This is a genomic window from Acinetobacter sp. CY05, from assembly GCF_059515805.1.
This window is the reverse complement of the sequence record NZ_JCAKMW010000026.1, coordinates 1-15,986: the sequence shown is the minus strand read 5'-3', so window position 1 is coordinate 15,986 and position 15,986 is coordinate 1. Positions and strand designations below refer to the sequence as shown.

The following is a 15,986-nucleotide window of genomic DNA, read 5'->3' as shown; positions in this document are numbered from 1 at the left end:
AATAAGACTCTGATGACAGATCCATGATCATTTGATTACACTTTAATTAATTTTTACCATTTGTTAAAAAAATCTATGCGGTGATATATTTTTTTCTAAACAATATTCAGTGAATGGCAGCAATACACCATCTAGATTGCACGGTCTAGCGTCTTAAGGACGGTAGTTTTTTAACATGACACATACCACAATGGCCAAGACTGCCATCAGTAATCCGGCTGTGGTTAATAAAGTGAAGTGTGCAGTACTAAATGCTGCTTTTGCGGCGACAATTAAAGTCTCAGCTTGCGTTCCTGATAATTGACTTGCGACTAAATAACTATCACCAATAGAAAGTTGTGCCTGTTGTGCAAAGGAGGGATTAAGTGTGTCAGGGATCTGGATACGCTGTGCAAATATATGCGCCATAAATACACCAAAAAATGTAATCCCAAGCCCAGTGCCGAGCTCATAGCCAGTTGCTTCTAACGCGCCAGCTGCTGCCCCTCTTTCAGCCGAAACTGACCCCATAATTGCAATTGATGAGGCCGTGAGACCAATACTCAAACTTAAACCAATCAGCGCCAAAATCGCAGGTACCGCTAGACCAGGATGATAGAAATCTGCATAGGCCAAACTCAGCAGTGCAAACGCTGCGGTAAAAAGTGAGGCCGTTGCCACATAGCGTAAGCCCATAAGATTAGAAAGCACACCAGCAAGCGGTCCACCCACTGCAGCAGCAATCATAATCGGCACCATAAAAATTCCTGCTTGAAGTGGGGTTAACCCAATCACATACTGCAATTCCATGGCTAAGGTAAGTTCTACGCCCGCAAGCACACCAGCAGCCACAATGGCCATCATCATGCCAGCTAAGATAGCAGGATAGCTAAACAAAGAAAGATCTAACATGGGCTCAGTCGAGCGAAGCTGTTGACGTGCAAAAATCGTCAATAAAGTGATCGCCACCAAAACCAGTCCTATAGAAACCACCGCAGAATGTTGTGCATTTAAACCAGTTTTAATGGCATACACCAAGGTCATCATACCAAGAATAAGAATGATGGCCTGTCCAAACGCCCATTTTCCAGCTTGTGTTCGCTCTTCTTTAGACAGTAAAAAATAACATAAGGGTGCAACAACTAGCATAATCGGCACATTGATGAGAAAAACTGCCCCCCACCAAAAATACTCAAGTAAGCCGCCGCCAATTAATGGACCCACAGCCGCACCAGCAGCACCGACGGTGCCCCACAAGCCTAATGCCAGTGCCCGCTCTTGATTATCTTCAAATGTTTTACGGATAATACCTAGAATACACGGCATAATCATCGCGCCACCAAAAGCCAATACAGCACGTGCCATAATGAGCATGGTTGCGGTTTGAGAAAATGCGGCCAACAGCGAAGCCGAGCCAAAAATCAATAACCCCATCAGCAGCATCTTACGGTTACCCACGCGATCAGCGAGGGTTCCCATCGGCACTAATAATCCTGCCATCAATAATGGATAAATATCAATAATCCATAACACAGCGCTATTCGATGCCGCTAAGGATTGTGTTAAGGAGGGTACTGCCACATGTAGCACCGTCATATCAATGACCACTGGCAAAAAAGCCAGCATGACAGCAATCAGTATCAGCCAACGCCTCGGGTTCACATCAGCATTTATTTTCATGGTATTTAAATTTAGGTCACTGATTGATTCAATTTTAGCAAGACAGTATAGAGTAAATCACTGCTCTAACATGTGCTTATCACCTATAATTTTCTTTCAATTCCTACACTTGTAAAGATCAGTCTCAGGTGTAATAAAAGATCTGGTTGACTTTGGTCATTAAAGTAGAGGTTTTTAGAGCTATTGTGTGAGCAAATGCAATGTCATTTCAAAAATCCCTTAAACTGCTTGAGACAGAAAGCACTCAGAATGAAAGAAGGAAACTTATGAAGATTTTAGTCGTGTTAACTTCGCATAAGCAATTAGGTCAGACGGGTGAATCAACTGGTTTTTGGCTCGAAGAACTTGCAGCGCCTTACTATGTATTTTTAGATGCAGGTGCTGAACTCACCCTTGCCTCTCCTCATGGCGGACAACCACCGCTTGATCCTAAAAGTCATGCAGAAGATGCGCAAACTGAGGCAACACGCCGTTTTGAGGCAGATACAGAGGCAAAACATGCCTTAGCCCATACTGCAAAGTTACGTGATGTTTCTTTAGAAGAGTATGATGCCGTGTTTTATCCAGGTGGGCATGGTCCTTTATGGGATTTGGCTGAAGATCCTGTATCTATTCAACTTATTGAAGCAGCTATTTCTGCTAAAAAACCAGTTGCAGCGGTGTGTCATGCCCCTGGCGTATTGCGCCATGTGAAAGACCCACATGGTCAACCTCTAGTGAGTGGTAAAGCAGTGACAGGGTTTAGTAACTCAGAAGAGGACGCTGTAGGTTTAACCGACATTGTTCCATTTTTAGTTGAAGATATGCTCAAAGCACAGGGCGGTCTCTATTCAAAAGCTGCCGATTGGCAAGTGCATGTTGAAATTGATGGCTTATTGGTGACGGGACAAAACCCAGCCTCTTCTGCGGCAACGGCACAAGCATTGCTGAGTTTAGTCAAATAATCGTGACTTCTCTCTGTTTCAGTCAGTTGCAGACGCATGCATCACTGAAACAGAGAACCAATCCAAGCACTAAAGAGCATGGCAATAATGCCCCACAGCATAATACGTAGCGCCCCTTTATAGACATTTACCCCACCTGCATAACTGGCAATTGCACCCAGCACGCCTAAGCTTAATACCCCAACCCACATAATACCTTTCGCTACATACACTTCAGGCAAAATTAAAATAGACAGTAAAGGTACTAATGAGCCCACGCTAAACGCGAGTGCTGAAGCAAATGCTGCGGTAAGCGGCTGTGCAGCTGTTTGCTCAAGAATACCGATTTCATCACGGGCATGAGCATGCAAAGCATTATGCTCTGTTAACTGCTGCGCAACTTGTTCAGCCAACTGACGATCTAAACCACGCTGAATATAAATCTGGGTCAGTTCTGCGAGCTCATGTTCTGGGTGTTGCTGTAATTCTCTTGCCTCTCGCGCTAAATCTGCTTTTTCAATATCTTCTTGGGATTTAACTGAGATATATTCACCTGCTGCCATAGACGCAGCCCCTGAAATAAGACCTGCGACACAGGTCACCAAGAGAATATGACTAGAAGCACCACTGGCTGCCATACCCACCACTAAACTGGTCACCGAAATAATACCGTCATTCGCGCCCAATACCGCAGCACGTAACCACCCTGCCCGCTCTAAATAATGTTTTTCTAAATGATAGGAATGCGGCATTGTGTATTCTCACAAGTCATATGGGTTAGAAATATCAAATCCTTGACCAAGCATAAAGGATATCTTCAAGTAAAAATATCCTGATCTATTTTACAGCAAACCATTAAGCAAAATAATTGAGTGGCAATTTCAAATATGAGATCCCATTGGCTTCAGGTTCAGGAAAGTGGCCTGCGCGCATGTTGATTTGAATAGCCGGTAAAATCAGCTTTGGCATACTTAAAGTTGCATCACGCTGATGACGCATATCTACAAATTGCTGTTTATCAGTTCCTGCATGAATATGAATATTGTGCATTTTTTGCTGTGCAATAGTGCTTTGACAGACATAATGCTCACGCCCTGGTGGTAAATAGTCATGGCACAGAAAAACTCGAGTCGTTTCAGGCAATGTATATAAACACTGTACGGAGTCAAATAAATTCGCTGCACTACCACGGGGGAAATCACAACGTGCTGTACCATAATCTGGCATAAATAAGGTATCACCAACAAACACCGCATCGCCTACCACATAACTCAGACAAGCAGGGGTATGTCCTGGGGTAGGGATGTTATAAGCTGCTAGATCCCCGATCTTGAACTGCTCATGATCAGCAAATAAATAATCAAATGGCTGCTCAGCGTTAAAGCGCTTCATATCTAAGTGATAAATCGCGCCAAAGGTTTCTTGCACTAAGTGTATTTTTTCACTCATGGCAATTTTTCCACCTAACTGTGCCTTTAAATACTGGGCAGCCGTTAAATGGTCAGCATGAACGTGTGTTTCTAAAATCCATTCCACCTTTAAATCATGCGCTTGAATATAGGCAATGATTTGATCTGCCTGTACTGTTGAGGTGCTAGCCGATGCCGCCTCATAATCCAATACACTATCAATAATGGCACAGTGTTTCGTGTTTGGATCGGTCACTACATAGCTAAAAGTATTGCTATTTTTATCAAAAAAATCTTGTACCTGTACGCTTTGCATCACTTAAGCTCCTGACCATTTACGGTGAATCCAGACACCCACTAACATCGCCACAATAAAATACAGTCCTTGGTAATATCCTAAACCAATGAGGGTAAAGCTTGGCGCTGGACAGATGCCCGCGACGCCCCAACCTGCACCAAACAGCAATGCCCCTGTGATTAATTTTGTATCGATTTTTTGATTGCTTGGCAACTCAATTGACTCATTAAACACAGTTTTCGGCTGTTGAGCACGCACCGCTTTTTGAAATGGGATAAACGCAACAGCAATTGCACCCATCATGACAAAAGCCAGACTGGCGTCCCAATCACCAAACAGATCTAAAAAATCTAAGACTTTTTCAGGATTAGACATCCCTGAGAACATTAAGCCGACTGAAAAGATCGAACCAAAGACAAAAGCTAAAAAATTTTTCATCTTAGAATGCTCCTGTCACATGACGAATAACATAAACTGCAATAAAACCTGCCAACATAAAGGTCATGGTCGCTACCATCGAACGCTTAGATAAACGGCTTATGCCACAAATACCATGCCCACTGGTACAACCAGAACCTAAACGTGTACCAAAACCAACCAATAAGCCTGCTACAACCATCATCAAAGGACTAGCATTTAACTCAATCTCGGGTTGAACAAATAAGCCATAAATGAAAGGCGTAACAATGAGTCCTGATAAAAACCAAATTGCTGGCGTTTTCAATATGGTTTTTGGATTTAAAACTTGTGCAATCAGACCACTCATGCCAGCAATACGTCCATGAACATATAAATAGCCCACAACTGCAGTACCTAGCATTAAACCACCGATAAAAGCGATGAGAAAATCGTGCATGCTGTTCTTTCTCTATACAATATACTTTTTTATATTATATAATAGTAAATAATATTCAAGCATATTTTGATTATTTTTAATCTGTGTATGCCGTTGAGGAGGAATGACATGAATGAAAAAAATATGAAAATTGACTTTTCTCAAGTTCATCATGTTACTGATTGCTTGAAAGTTTTAACTAACCCGGAACGTTTGAAAATTCTTTGTGTATTGGCTGATCGTGAACTAAATGTACAACAGATTCAGCAAGCGACGCAGATACAGCAGCCCACCTTATCACAGCAGTTAACCGTACTACGCAAAGCGAGAATTGTCTCTACGCGCCGTGAAGGAAAACACATTTTTTATAGCATAGGTGATGCAAAGATTGTCACCATGATCGATACGCTCTATCAACTGTATTGCCACCCCAAGGCTTGAACATTTAATTCAATAGAGCCAAAATGAGATCAGGATTAACATGCCCGTCAAGACAGTAAAAAGATTCAACCAAATAGGATGCTGAGTCGAATACCCTTCGAGGTGCTCGGCTGGACTTAAACTTGCTAGGCCACGGCGATACTGAAAAATGGAGCCTATGTTGATCAGCATCCCAAATCCGATAATCGCCATTCCTAACCAAGTGCTATACAGAATTTTTTCATGATATGCTTCGGGTTGTAATAATTTTAACAGCAGATTAGACTTTTCGATTAAAAATCCAAAGGCTATGAGCGCTAAACCACTACGATTCCATGCCAGAGCAGTGCGTTCTAAAGCAAATAATACACCCGGATCATTTAAATTCGACATTTTGTGTTCTTTTAAGCCTCATTTTTAATTATTTCTATACTATTTAAATATAAGATGACTTAGGCTAAAAGCGTGTGTCCAATCATGACATGATGCCTGATCTACACTTCTTTGCATGCAAGCCCAACTTAAAACTAACGCACATCAAGCCTCATCACCAAACTTCATAACAAGGCCTGCTCTGTCAATATCAGGCTATTTCTCGAAGATATCTTGCAAGTGACTTGGCAAACCTTGGGTGGATTGAAATTCACCTTGCTGATTTTTCCAGACCATTGCAGGGGTCGAGAAAAAGCCATATTTATCCATCAAACTTTGGTTGGCATCAATTTTTGCAGCAATAGCTGCCGGGATTTTGCTTAACACGGGCAATGTATACTTGGCTGGATCCTGATTCAGTTGTGCAAATAAAGCCTCTGGATTCTGAGCAGTCAATAGACTGGCCGCTTGCCCACGACTCTCCTCACGAATCACTCCAACTTGAATATGACGTAATTGTACTTTACCTGATTCGACCCACGGTCGGGCGTTTTGCCAGAATTTATGACAATACGGACAGTTGGGATCAGAAAATACATAGACAATACGCGGTGCATCTTGTCGACCATCTTGAATCCAAGTTGCATGTTCTAAACTCTTCCACACATCATCCAAAATGGCTTTTTTCATATGGGTTTCAATTTGCTGTTCTGAGACATTCGTACCTTTGGCATCAAAAAGCTCACCTTTAATATAGTATTGGTTATCTTTTGAAATAAAGATGCTGGTGGAATATTGGTCTTGATGCCCGATCCATCCTGTCATCCCTTGCGGTGCAGGAATGGTTTTCACAAATACGAAGCCTTCTTTTTCCAACTGCTGTTTAATATTGGCTTGTGCAGACAGACTTGCGCCCAAAACAAGGCCCAATCCGAGTAAATATTGCAGTGGTTTCATCATGATTTATTCCATTTTTTTGAGATAGTGTTGCAACATGGCTGGGCTTAATTCACCCATATGTCGCTCGATCAACTGACCTTGCGCATTAAAAAATAAGGTTGTAGGTAAACCAAAACTGTTGATATGTGCCGGAATATCACCGTTTGGATCTAGCAATACATGCTGAAATTTAAATTGATGCTTGGCGAGATAATGTTGCACTGTTGCTAAGTCTTCACCTTGATTTACCATAACCACATGAATATGAGGATATTGTTGTGCTGCTTGTGCCAAGACTGGCATTTCACGATGGCAAGGTGGACACCAACTGGCCCATAAGTTGATCACCGTCGGCTGACCTATAAAACGATTTAATGGTATCTGACTAAATGGTTGATTTGTCTGAACTGAGACAGATGAAAGTGCAAGCTCAGGAAACTGTGCTTTGGGCTGTAGGGTATATTTTAGCAACAAGCCCGTTATAATCAGACCAATACATCCTGCGAGCACCAGACTTTTATAAACGGCTGCTAAAGTGGTATGACGTCGCCAATACCAGAGTGCCGCGACAATCACTCCACCCCAAACATGAAAACCTTTATCTTGAATTTTAAAAATATCCATCGGTTGGACAAAATACACTTCAGCATTGAGCAACACAAAAATTACACGTGCGCCAAGTGTACCGACAATAAAGCTGCTCCACAGCAGATCCCGACTGAGGCGCTGATGAACACTGAACTGTGCATTTTTTTGTGAGGCCCAACCAATACACAAGCTCGTGATGATCAGCGCACTAAAGACAATCAATAATGTCCAAGGAAGCATGAAAGGACCAATATGTAGAGCATCCACTGATATCATCATTGGGCCTGTTGTGTAAGCTGTTGCAAGCGGTGAATAAGTTGTAATGCGCTAAAACTACCTGTTAAACGCAATTCACGCTGCTCTTGATGCTGGGCATCTAGAAAAATAAAAGTAGGCGGACCTAGAATCTGCCAGTTTCTAAGCAGTTCATCTTGGCTACGGTCATAGTGTGTTAAATCCAACTTAATCCGCTGTACAGACTCTAAGCCGGCTTGTACATCACGGCGTGGTAACACCTCTTTTTCAATGGGTTGGCACGCCACACACCAATCTGCATAAACATCAATCACCACAGGCTGTCCAACATGCTGCGCTAACACCTGCTCTAACTGTGCTGCTGTGGTCACACGCTGCCAATCTAACTTCACTGGTTGATGTTCAATTTGAGTGTATTGCCAAGCTTGGTAAAACTGCATACCAGCCATGTAGATTAAGCCTAGACTGCAAAATAGCAGTAGCGCTTTGCTAATTGGCTTGGTTAATTGGGCTTGTAGCTTTGTGGCGATATAAAGTGCCAAAATACAAAATAAGCTACCCAGCAATAGCCAATACAGTAGGCTTGGCAATAATGGACGCGCAAAATACAGCGCAAGACCAAGCATCACAAAACCAAAGCTAAATTTAAGGCGATCCATCCATAGACCCGGTTTGGGTAAATGTTGTGCCCCAAATACCGCAGCAATAAATAGAGGTAAACCTAAACCTAAACCAAGCACAAACAGGTAACTCGCGCCTAAACCCGGTTGATTCAGCTGTGCCACAAACAATAAGGCACCGGCCAATGGTGCACTCATACATGGACCGACAATCAACGCTGCAATCATTCCCATAAGTGTGGCACCTAGCAAGGTACCGCCTTTTTGTTTTTGCTGCCAACGATCTAAACGTTGTAGCAAGGCTTGAGGAAGAGACAACTGAAAGGCACCAAATAAACTCAAAGCAAATACAACACACAGCACACTAAATACAGCAATGAACATTGGGCTTTGGAACCAGCGTTGAAAGCTATAGCCCAATTGGGCCACAGCCAACCCCATCATGGCATATACAGCTGCCATTCCTAATACAAAGGCTAAAGCAACCACTGCAGCCTGATAGCCACGGCGTTGCTGCACTAAAATACTGGATAAAATGGGAATTAAGGGTAAAGAACACGGTAAGAAGGCCAATAACACCCCAAGTCCTAAAAAGATCAATACATTCATCATGATCCCTTGCTCAGACAGGATCTTGAAAAAAAACTGATCATTATTCCATTGGCTCTGAATTGAGTTTTCAGATCCAGAAGTGACCGCGGCTTGCTGCCCCGATACTGGCTCAGATGCAGATACGAGGCCTGTACGCGGTGCAGATGCCAAACTCTCTGGTTCCAAGCTGTCACTTACAGCTTCACTGGGCACCGGAGCGGCTTGCGGCGTTACGATCGCCTGATCTTGCTTGTGCGGTTGTATACTCGGTATTGCAGCAACAGCTTGATCATTCACCACCTCAGGTTCTGGTAATAAAGATGCCGGCTGCATCGTATTTAAGCGATTAGCATGCGCTGTGGCTTGTGATGCAGGCAATAAACCTGCTGCGTCAGTACGAATCGTGGTTTTTTGTACGGGATAACATAAACCACTTTCCGCACAGCCCTGCCATTGTATCGTTAAGGATTGATTGGGTTTTAACGGGATGTGAGTCTGTACTTGCCCATAATGCACCTGCGTTCGTCCAAAATTAGGATCATCTTTGTCTTCGGCTGGTGGCAGACTCAATTGCAGGGGCTGTTGTTGATCAAGCACTTTAAATTGATCATGGTAAAGATAGTAGCCATCCGCAATCTTCCATGTCAATTCTGCCTGATCTTTCGTAATCGATATTGCTTGAAATCGAAATGCTTGATCTGGAGCTAGAAAATCAGCATATGCTGTTCCCGCCCATAATCCTGTACTGAGGATGATTCCTTTAAGCCATGTCGACATATACCCGCCCTGATTCATTGTGCAGTGCCATTATGTGAGATCTAAGATTAAGGCAATATTAACATCTCAAATCTCCGCTACAATCTATCTGAGCATAAGGAGCGATGATGTTTGTTGTATTGGTTGAAGATGATCCCTATATTGCCCAAAGTATTTGTGCAGCTTTGGCTTTTTTAAATATTTCAGTTGAGCATGTCAGTCAGGCCAGCGCTGCTGATTATTTTATTCGACATAGTACAGTCGATGTATGCCTTTTAGATTTAGGCTTACCCGATCAAGATGGCTTAACATTATTACACGCCTGGCGTCGTGATCAGATTGATGTGCCTGTCTTAGTATTAACCGCCAGATTACAAACTCAGCAATGTGTGGCTGCACTCAATGCGGGCGCAGATGATTACCTGACCAAACCTTTTGAGCTCGATGAGCTGATTGCCAGAATCCATGCCCTCAACCGACGCCAACGTGGTTTCTGCTCTAATCTATTATCCTTCGGCACACTCAGTTTAAATCGTGATAATCAAGAGGTGCACTATCAACAACGTCGCATTCATTTATCCCGCCGTGAATTTAGTTTATTAGAAACCTTAATGCATCATCCTCATCAGGTGCTCAAAAATGAACAACTTCTGGATAAAATTTATGGTTATCAAGATAGTATCGAAAGCAATGCGCTGAATGTCCATATCTATCACTTAAGGCAAAAATTACATCCTGAGATGATTCAAACTGTCCGTGGTGTAGGTTATATCTTTAAACCTGAGCGTGAATATGTATAAGCAAAGTTTAAAGGGCCGCTTAGTGATCAGTCTGCTCTTTGTTTTTATTCTACTGTGGAGCTGTGTATTTACGTGGCTATATATAGATCTTAAAAAACGCCTACAAGACACTTTAGATCAACGTTTATCTGCATCAGCACATATGGTGGCACGTTTAATTCAACATTTGCCTCTTCAGAATATAGAAGGTGATTTCTTCTACCCACCCTACACCAATGACCCACAGCAGTTGATTGCTTGTGAGGTTTCTTTATTACACCCTAACTCCATTCAAAATCAAAAGGTTGTCGCTCAAACTAAAGGGGCACCTCTTCATTTGAGCAAAAAAAATGTAGGTTTTAGTACGTGGCAACAAGGTGAAGTTGAATGGCGAAGTTATGTGCTACGTAAAGACCATATTCAAGTCGTGACTGCTGAACAAATGTTTTTACGTGACTCCCTTTTACAGCAAATTTTACGCTCAGTTTTGATTCCGCTTTTAAGTTCTTTATTGCTCTGTATTGCACTTATTATTTTGATTATTCGTAAAGAATTTTCACCTTTAGACCAATTAAGTACTCATTTAAGCCGTGAAGATTTAAAATTAAATGAAGTGAGCCAATATTTAGATCAAGTCGACCCGAAAGTGATGCCTAAAGAGGTAAAACCTTTTGTTGACAATGTTACCCTTTTAATTCAAAGGCTCTCCCACAGCTTAGAGAACGAAAAAGCTTTTAGTGCTTATGCTGCACATGAATTACGTAGCCCATTAACAGCAATTAAAACCAATGTTCAATTAGCTCAAATGATGGCCAGACAGCAAAATGTACCCCCTCAGATTCAACACCATTTACACCAAGCAGATCAGAGTATTCGTCGCTATGGCGAATTATTAGAACAACTGCTGTTATTAACTCAATCCGAAACCACAAGCTTAGCACCTGCAGCTGCTCAGCCTATTGCTGCAATTTTACAACAGGTGATCTCAACGTTAGAGCCACGTTATCCTCAAGTTAAAACAATACTCTGTATTAATTGGTCAAGTTTAACCACGCTTAACTTGCCTGAATTGGTGGTATTTACTGGCCTTAAAAATTTAATTGAAAATGCGCTGCTGCATGCCAATGCTGATCAAATTTATATTTCTATGCAGGCGAATACATTGATGATTCAAGATAATGGCAAAGTCTTAGATCCTGAGGATGTTACTTGGTTAGGACAACGTTTTTGGCGAAAATCCTCTCAACAGTCTGGGCATGGTTTAGGCTTAGCGTTGATTCAAGCTCTTTTAAAGCAATATCAATATCAATTGCACTTCAAATTTAATCCACCCCATGGCCTTAGTGTCAGCATTGAGCCGATAACTTAAATGCCAGAGCGCGTAGCGAATTCCACAAAAGAAAGTGGCTGGTTTTTAAGCTCATGTTGCAATTTGCTTATCCACTCAGCCCTCCCTTTACAATCAAATCTCTTATTGATGATTTCTATCTAAGAGACAGATTGGTCATTCATTAAGTAGAGCTGTGCATTGTGTATCAGTTCACCACTATTAACGTGTACTTTCTCCCATGTACCATCTGTATTTAAACTCCACGCATTTTGATTGTCTTGTAAATAACTCAACAGACCGTCTTTTAATATACGCTGCTTAATTTTGGCATCAAAGATTGGGAAACACGTTTCCACACGCGAGAATAAATTACGTCCCATCCAATCAGCGCTAGCACAGTAAAGGGTATCCTTACCACCATGTCGGAAATAATAAACGCGAGTATGCTCTAAGAACCGACCCACGATTGAGCGCACCCGAATATTTTCAGATAGTTCTTTAACCTGTGGAATGAGACAGCAGATTGAACGAATAATTAAATCGACTTTTACACCTGCCTGAGATGCCTGATAAAGTGCCGCAATCAGTTCAGGCTCAGTAAGTGCATTCACCTTAATAATAATGTGGCCTTGCTCACCTTGCTTGGTATATTCAATTTCTTGTTGAATAAGTTTAATTAACTCACTGTGTAAGGTAAAAGGAGCATGCAACAAACATTGCAATTTTGCCATTTTCCCCATACCCGTAAGTTCCTGGAACATACGATGTACATCTTCACAGATCTCAGCATGGGTCGTCATTAACCCATAATCTGTGTACATTTTTGCATTACCAGCATGATAATTCCCTGTACCTAAATGTACATAACGGCATAATTGATCATCTTCACGACGGACGATTAGGATCATTTTGGCGTGCGTTTTATAACCCACGATTCCATAAACGACCACTGCCCCTGCCTCTTGTAGAATATTGGCAACCGTAATATTGGATTCTTCGTCAAAACGCGCACGTAATTCAATGACAGCTGTCACTTCCTTACCATTTCTTGCTGCCTCTGCAAGTACTTGAACAATTTCAGAGTCTGGTCCACTACGATAAAGCGTTTGTTTAATCGCGAGTACGTTAGGGTCTTTGGCTGCCTCCCTCAACATCTGAATCACTGGCTGAAATGAATCAAACGGATGATGTAACAGCACATCTTGGCGTTTTAAGATCTCAAAAATATTTTTTTGCTTTCTGAAAACTTTGGGTACTTTAGGATTAAATAAAGAATATTTCAGTTCAGGTCGATCAAAACTCGTCGACATACGAGAAAGATTGATTGGTCCGTTAATTCTATACAGTTGACGCTCTTCAAGATTAAACTCATTTAATAAATAATGAATAATCTTCTGTGGGCAATCATCTTCAATCTCTAAACGTACAGCACGCCCAAAACGTCGAGAAGACAACTCATCTTTTAGCGCAACTGCTAGATCATCCACATCTTCAGCAAGCACAAGATCTGCATTACGTGTCACACGGAATGCATAGCAACCTGTCGCTTTCATCCCTGGAAAAACTTCATCAATATGCTGTTGGATAATTGCGGTCAAGAAAATTTGTTCTTGATCATTACCGGCAACATGCTTTGGTAGAGCAATTAAACGTGGCAGAGAACGTGGTGCGGGTACAATCGCTAATTCTATCGAACGGCCAAAAGCATCTTTACCTTCTAAACTAACAATAAAGTTTAAACTTTTATTCACCAAGCGCGGAAATGGATGTGCTGGGTCGAGGCTAATGGGCGTTAATACAGGTTGTACTTGACGAGTGAAGTATTCTTGAATCCAAGCTTTATGCTTTTCTAGGATATCCTGATATTGAATATAATGAATACCTTGGCTTTGTAATTGCGGCAAAATCGTATGATTTAAAATATTATACTGCTGTTGCACTGCTTGATGGATCACCGTGGATAAGCCTTCAAGCACCTCCTCTGTCGGAATCGCATCAGGTGTGCGCGTTGTCGCATTTAAATCCAGTTGTTTCATTAACCCCGCAACTCGAATTTCAAAAAATTCGTCTAAATTACGAGAAAAAATGATCAGAAAATTTAAACGCTCTAATAGAGGTAAAGACGAATCAAGTGCCTGTGCTAGGACACGATGATTAAACTCAAATAAAGATTGTTCTCGATTAAAGTAGGTTGCAGATGTATGTTGAAAGTTTTTCATAACTAAAGTGCTGTCTAAAACAGTCTGGTTTTGTCGCCTCTGTAAGCGGCATGGTATGCCTTATATATGACAGATATGTTACAGATTGATCCAAAAAAACACAGAAGTCTTCAAATGAATAGAATATTGATTTTTATTATTTTTTTTATTAAGAATTAATGTAATAATCAATCTATTCGATCACCATATAACTTATATAAGAATTACTTATCATAAAGTTATGAATGACCACAGGCTATCTCTAATATGCATTCCTCAATTCTACTATTTTCAACCCTCACTTTAGTATTAAAATCCTCATTGCTGAGTTAATTGCTAAGTGAAATTTAGCATTTGGAGCTTAAAACCTAGGGGTTCAGGGCAAGGATATAAGCGATTGGCATAAGCCATGCAACAAGAGTTGTCGCTTTAAGTTCCCCTCTACCGACTTAGCTCAAGTCAAAAATACTAAAATAAGCCTATGAAAAGTCTTAACTTACGCGTAAAAGACAAACATTGCCTTGCGTAGCGATGCTCCTCATCAACCAACTCGCATCAGAGCTAAACTTTCTCTAAAATAAAGTGAATGATTTAAGTTTTAATCACATCGAAAGAATGCAATTGGCATAGTCAAACGATTCAAAAAGCAAAGCTGAAATGGTGTGCCAGCAATCACAAATCAGTAACACATTCATTAGGTTAAATAAGATTCAAAACGTCGCTATTAAATATGCTGTCGGATATGTGCTGTACACTAAGCATCAATTCCGACGTTGAGCTAGCTACGGTCTAAGTAAATGCAGCGTTAAAATAGGTCCAAGTATGAAAACTGTTTAAGCCCCTATGATCGTGATTTAAACAGTTCTAAGAATATACTTGCGCTTGACTATAAGCATCTAGCTGTAGGAATTTCTACCCTTGAAGTGGGAGAGGATATCAAATAGTTTCAATAATCAAAGCAATACCTTGCCCTACACCAATACACATGGAGCACAGTGCATATTTGCCACCAATTTGTTCAAGTTGATTGATTGCTGTGGTCACTAAACGGGCACCAGATGCACCGAGCGGATGACCCAGTGCAATTGCACCGCCATTTGGATTGACACGGGCTTCATCATCAGCCAAGCCTAAATCACGCGTTACAGACAATGCTTGTGCTGAAAAGGCTTCATTGAGCTCAATCACATCCATCTGTTCTAAAGTGAGACCCGTTTGTGCCAGTAACTTTTTAATGGCAGGTGCAGGACCAAAGCCCATAATGCGCGGCTCAACACCGACAACCGTTGCACCAATCACTTTGGCACGCGGTTTTAAACCATACGTTGCAACTGCATCGTCAGAGGCAATCAAAATTGCTGCTGCACCATCGTTAATACCTGAGGCATTACCTGCTGTTACTGTACCATCTGCTTTTACCACAGGTTTTAGCTTGGTTAAACCTTCTAAAGTGGTCGATGCACGTGGATGCTCGTCCGTATCAATCACAACTGCATCGCCCTTACGCTGTGGGATCACCACAGGCACGATTTCATTATTAAAGAAACCTTTGGCTTGTGCCGCTGCGGTACGTTGTTGGCTGTTGAAGGCAAATTTATCTTGATCTTCACGGCTGATGTTGAATTGTTCCGCTAAGTTTTCCGCAGTTTGCGGCATGGTTTCAACGCCATACATCTCTTTGAGTTTTGGGTTGATAAAACGCCAACCCATGGTGGTGTCTTCAAGTTTTTGACTACGACCATAAGCACTTTCTGGTTTACCCATTACCAGTGGTGCGCGTGACATAGATTCCACACCACCTGCAACAATCAGGTCTGCTTCACCCGCTTTAATGGCGCGGGCTGCCATCGCCACGGCATCAAGTGATGAACCACATAAACGGTTTACTGTTGTTGCTGGTACTTGATACGGTACACCAGCAAGCAGTGCAGACATACGACCGACGTTACGGTTGTCTTCACCCGCTTGGTTGGCACAGCCGTAAATAATATCGTCAACTTTTTCCCAATTGATG

Annotated in this window: 15 protein-coding genes; 4 read left to right on the top strand and 11 right to left on the bottom strand. The window is 41.8% G+C overall.

The window, feature by feature from the left end; translation table 11 throughout:
* Nucleotides 1-153: 153 nt before the first annotated feature.
* Nucleotides 154-1,605 carry an MFS transporter gene (locus tag AC5YCD_RS13795; protein WP_496130578.1) on the bottom strand — a complete coding sequence of 484 codons (1,452 nt, stop codon included), beginning with the start codon at nt 1,603-1,605 and terminating at the stop codon, nt 154-156.
* A gap of 320 nt (nt 1,606-1,925) precedes the next feature.
* Between AC5YCD_RS13795 and AC5YCD_RS13790 the strand changes: the two genes are divergently transcribed.
* A complete protein-coding gene (locus tag AC5YCD_RS13790; RefSeq protein ID WP_496130577.1) occupies nt 1,926-2,603 on the top strand; it encodes a type 1 glutamine amidotransferase domain-containing protein in 678 nt (225 codons plus the stop codon).
* 41 nt (nt 2,604-2,644) lie between these two features.
* Here the strand turns inward: AC5YCD_RS13790 and AC5YCD_RS13785 are convergent, their stop codons facing one another.
* The 4 genes from AC5YCD_RS13785 to AC5YCD_RS13770 form a co-directional block, all read right to left on the bottom strand.
* Nucleotides 2,645-3,334 (bottom strand): VIT1/CCC1 transporter family protein, encoded by a 690-nt coding sequence (locus AC5YCD_RS13785; protein ID WP_496130576.1) that lies wholly within the window; start codon nt 3,332-3,334, stop codon nt 2,645-2,647.
* 103 nt (nt 3,335-3,437) lie between these two features.
* Complete coding sequence (locus AC5YCD_RS13780; RefSeq protein WP_496130575.1) at nt 3,438-4,307, bottom strand: MBL fold metallo-hydrolase; 870 nt, start codon at nt 4,305-4,307, stop codon at nt 3,438-3,440.
* A gap of 3 nt (nt 4,308-4,310) precedes the next feature.
* Complete coding sequence (locus AC5YCD_RS13775) at nt 4,311-4,727, bottom strand: DUF6691 family protein (RefSeq protein ID WP_496130574.1); 417 nt, start codon at nt 4,725-4,727, stop codon at nt 4,311-4,313.
* Nucleotide 4,728: 1 nt separating this feature from the next.
* Nucleotides 4,729-5,145, bottom strand: a complete 417-nt coding sequence (locus tag AC5YCD_RS13770) for a YeeE/YedE family protein (protein WP_496130573.1) — start codon at nt 5,143-5,145, stop codon at nt 4,729-4,731.
* A gap of 108 nt (nt 5,146-5,253) precedes the next feature.
* Between AC5YCD_RS13770 and AC5YCD_RS13765 the strand changes: the two genes are divergently transcribed.
* On the top strand, nt 5,254-5,565 hold the full coding sequence (locus tag AC5YCD_RS13765) for a metalloregulator ArsR/SmtB family transcription factor (RefSeq protein WP_496130572.1): 312 nt from the start codon (nt 5,254-5,256) through the stop codon (nt 5,563-5,565).
* Between the two features lie 9 nt (nt 5,566-5,574).
* Here the strand turns inward: AC5YCD_RS13765 and AC5YCD_RS13760 are convergent, their stop codons facing one another.
* The 4 genes from AC5YCD_RS13760 to dsbD form a co-directional block, all read right to left on the bottom strand.
* A complete protein-coding gene (locus AC5YCD_RS13760) occupies nt 5,575-5,937 on the bottom strand; it encodes a YidH family protein (protein ID WP_496130571.1) in 363 nt (120 codons plus the stop codon).
* Between the two features lie 195 nt (nt 5,938-6,132).
* Nucleotides 6,133-6,873, bottom strand: a complete 741-nt coding sequence (gene dsbG / locus AC5YCD_RS13755) for a thiol:disulfide interchange protein DsbG (RefSeq protein WP_496130596.1) — start codon at nt 6,871-6,873, stop codon at nt 6,133-6,135.
* Nucleotides 6,874-6,879: 6 nt separating this feature from the next.
* Nucleotides 6,880-7,683, bottom strand: coding sequence for a TlpA family protein disulfide reductase (locus tag AC5YCD_RS13750; RefSeq protein WP_496130570.1), 804 nt, complete (start codon nt 7,681-7,683; stop codon nt 6,880-6,882).
* A gap of 35 nt (nt 7,684-7,718) precedes the next feature.
* Nucleotides 7,719-9,686, bottom strand: a complete 1,968-nt coding sequence (dsbD, locus tag AC5YCD_RS13745) for a protein-disulfide reductase DsbD (RefSeq protein ID WP_496130569.1) — start codon at nt 9,684-9,686, stop codon at nt 7,719-7,721.
* A gap of 107 nt (nt 9,687-9,793) precedes the next feature.
* Between dsbD and AC5YCD_RS13740 the strand changes: the two genes are divergently transcribed.
* The gene (locus AC5YCD_RS13740) at nt 9,794-10,465 is read left to right on the top strand and encodes a response regulator transcription factor (protein WP_496130568.1); all 672 of its coding nucleotides are present in this window, start codon (nt 9,794-9,796) and stop codon (nt 10,463-10,465) included.
* On the top strand, nt 10,458-11,813 hold the full coding sequence (locus AC5YCD_RS13735) for an ATP-binding protein (RefSeq protein ID WP_496130567.1): 1,356 nt from the start codon (nt 10,458-10,460) through the stop codon (nt 11,811-11,813). The genes AC5YCD_RS13740 and AC5YCD_RS13735 overlap by 8 nt, the downstream gene beginning before the upstream one ends.
* Nucleotides 11,814-11,932: 119 nt before the next feature.
* Here the strand turns inward: AC5YCD_RS13735 and ppk1 are convergent, their stop codons facing one another.
* Both ppk1 and pcaF read right to left on the bottom strand, forming a co-directional pair.
* The gene (ppk1, locus tag AC5YCD_RS13730) at nt 11,933-13,993 is read right to left on the bottom strand and encodes a polyphosphate kinase 1 (protein ID WP_496130566.1); all 2,061 of its coding nucleotides are present in this window, start codon (nt 13,991-13,993) and stop codon (nt 11,933-11,935) included.
* A gap of 915 nt (nt 13,994-14,908) precedes the next feature.
* On the bottom strand, nt 14,909-15,986 hold a 1,078-nt coding region (gene pcaF, locus AC5YCD_RS13725; protein ID WP_496130565.1), incomplete at its 5' end, for a 3-oxoadipyl-CoA thiolase.

Bases quoted from the DNA above. Each gene is read 5' to 3' on its own strand.
- dsbD (WP_496130569.1), bottom strand. From the start codon at position 9,686: ATGTCGACATGGCTTAAAGGAATCATCCTCAGTACAGGATTATGGGCG.
- AC5YCD_RS13735 (WP_496130567.1), top strand. From the start codon at position 10,458: ATGTATAAGCAAAGTTTAAAGGGCCGCTTAGTGATCAGTCTGCTCTTT.
- ppk1 (WP_496130566.1), bottom strand. From the start codon at position 13,993: ATGAAAAACTTTCAACATACATCTGCAACCTACTTTAATCGAGAACAA.
- AC5YCD_RS13785 (WP_496130576.1), bottom strand. From the start codon at position 3,334: ATGCCGCATTCCTATCATTTAGAAAAACATTATTTAGAGCGGGCAGGG.
- dsbG (WP_496130596.1), bottom strand. From the start codon at position 6,873: ATGAAACCACTGCAATATTTACTCGGATTGGGCCTTGTTTTGGGCGCA.
- AC5YCD_RS13790 (WP_496130577.1), top strand. From the start codon at position 1,926: ATGAAGATTTTAGTCGTGTTAACTTCGCATAAGCAATTAGGTCAGACG.
- AC5YCD_RS13740 (WP_496130568.1), top strand. From the start codon at position 9,794: ATGTTTGTTGTATTGGTTGAAGATGATCCCTATATTGCCCAAAGTATT.
- AC5YCD_RS13795 (WP_496130578.1), bottom strand. From the start codon at position 1,605: ATGCTGGCTTTTTTGCCAGTGGTCATTGATATGACGGTGCTACATGTG.
- AC5YCD_RS13750 (WP_496130570.1), bottom strand. From the start codon at position 7,683: ATGCTTCCTTGGACATTATTGATTGTCTTTAGTGCGCTGATCATCACG.
- AC5YCD_RS13770 (WP_496130573.1), bottom strand. From the start codon at position 5,145: ATGCACGATTTTCTCATCGCTTTTATCGGTGGTTTAATGCTAGGTACT.
- AC5YCD_RS13760 (WP_496130571.1), bottom strand. From the start codon at position 5,937: ATGTCGAATTTAAATGATCCGGGTGTATTATTTGCTTTAGAACGCACT.
- AC5YCD_RS13775 (WP_496130574.1), bottom strand. From the start codon at position 4,727: ATGAAAAATTTTTTAGCTTTTGTCTTTGGTTCGATCTTTTCAGTCGGC.
- AC5YCD_RS13780 (WP_496130575.1), bottom strand. From the start codon at position 4,307: ATGCAAAGCGTACAGGTACAAGATTTTTTTGATAAAAATAGCAATACT.
- AC5YCD_RS13765 (WP_496130572.1), top strand. From the start codon at position 5,254: ATGAATGAAAAAAATATGAAAATTGACTTTTCTCAAGTTCATCATGTT.